Raw genomic sequence first — 1,417 nt, forward strand, 5'->3', positions numbered from 1 at the left:
TCGGCCAGGGTCCGGTCGATGGCGATCCGGCCCTGGCCGAGCCGCCCGAGACTGCCCTCGGTCACATCCAGGTCCTGCACCTTCGCCAGCTCCGCACCGGAACCGGTGACACCCTGCACCGCCGCACCCTGCAGCCACCGGTCGCCGCCCGATCCGACGGGTACGAGCACCTCGGTGTCCAGCAGGCCGACGGCGGTCTCGACTCCGGGCGTACGGGCGGCCCGTGCGACGGCGTCGGTCGGAAGGCCGGCCGGGTCGGTCACCACATGGTCGGCGGTGATGCCGGCGCGCAGTTGCTTGTCGGCGACACGGGTCTCGCTGGTGTGCATGAAGACGAGCGTCGAGGCGAAGGCCATGGCGAGCACGATCGGGGTGATCGCGGAGGCCAACCGCCGTTCGTTCGTACGGGAGTTGGCGGCGGCAAGGGACGCGGAGGCGCCGGCCCCGCGCAGCGGAATCCCGAAGAGGCCGGCGCAGAGGCGTGCCACCAGCGGCCCGAGCAGGGCGACCGCGAGCATGAAGAGCATCACGACGCCGAGTGCCGCATTGGCCGCGTCCTCGCCGGCCGACTCGGCGGCGACACCGGTGAGAAAGCCGCCGCCGACCAGCGCGCCGACTCCGAGGACGGTACGGATGACGCCCGGCCGCAGCCGTTCGACCGACGCTTCGGTCAATGCCTGCCCCGGTTTGATCTTCGAGGGCCTGCGTCCGGCGGCCCAGCCCGCGGCGAGCGCCGTGAGCAGCCCGCTCCCGACGGCGACCAGGAGCGGGATCCAGGAGACGTGCAGTTGCACGGCCTCGGGGATGGCTCCGCGGTCCGTCAGCTGCCCGAACCACCAGCGGGCGAGGGCGATTCCGGGCAGACAGCCGAGGATCCCGGCGAGCGGGGCGACGAGGAGGGCCTCGGCCGCGACGGCGCGGCGGATCTGCCGCGGGGTGGCGCCGACGGCCCGCAACAGGGCGAACTCGCGGGCGCGTTGGGCCACCGACAGGGCGACGGTCCCGGACGCGGTGAAGACGGCGACCGCCGCGGCGATCCCGCCGAATGAGCCACCCAGCCCGAGCAGCGTGTCCTTGGCGTAGGCGAGGCCCGGATCCTCGACGGCGCCGCGGTCGTCTCCGGTGTGCACCTGGGCGCCCGATCCGGCCAGCGCCTGCTCGACACCGGTGGCCAGCGCGTCGGCACTCACCCCGTCCTCGGCCAGGACGGCGATGGCATCCGCCTTGCCGGGATGACCGGCGAGCGTCGGTGCCCGGTCGTCGGCGAACCAGGCCGTGGCACCCTCTGGTTCAGCCGACGCGACGAGCCCGGACACCCGGAACTCCACGCTCCCCGCAGCCGTTTCGAGCACGATCGTGTCGCCGACGCCGGCCTTCGCCGTCCGGGCCGTATCCGCGTCGAGTACGACCTCGCCGC

General features: G+C 73.9%; 1 protein-coding gene. It reads right to left on the reverse strand.

The genetic code is table 11. The features are described from left to right. Positions 1-1,417, reverse strand: a 1,417-nt coding sequence (locus DY218_RS24365; protein WP_147336164.1) for an ABC transporter permease, incomplete at both ends; no start/stop codon positions are given.

Origin of the sequence: Streptomyces triticagri (genome assembly GCF_003429565.1) — a bacterium.
Classification (GTDB): Bacteria; Actinomycetota; Actinomycetes; order Streptomycetales; family Streptomycetaceae; genus Streptomyces; species Streptomyces triticagri.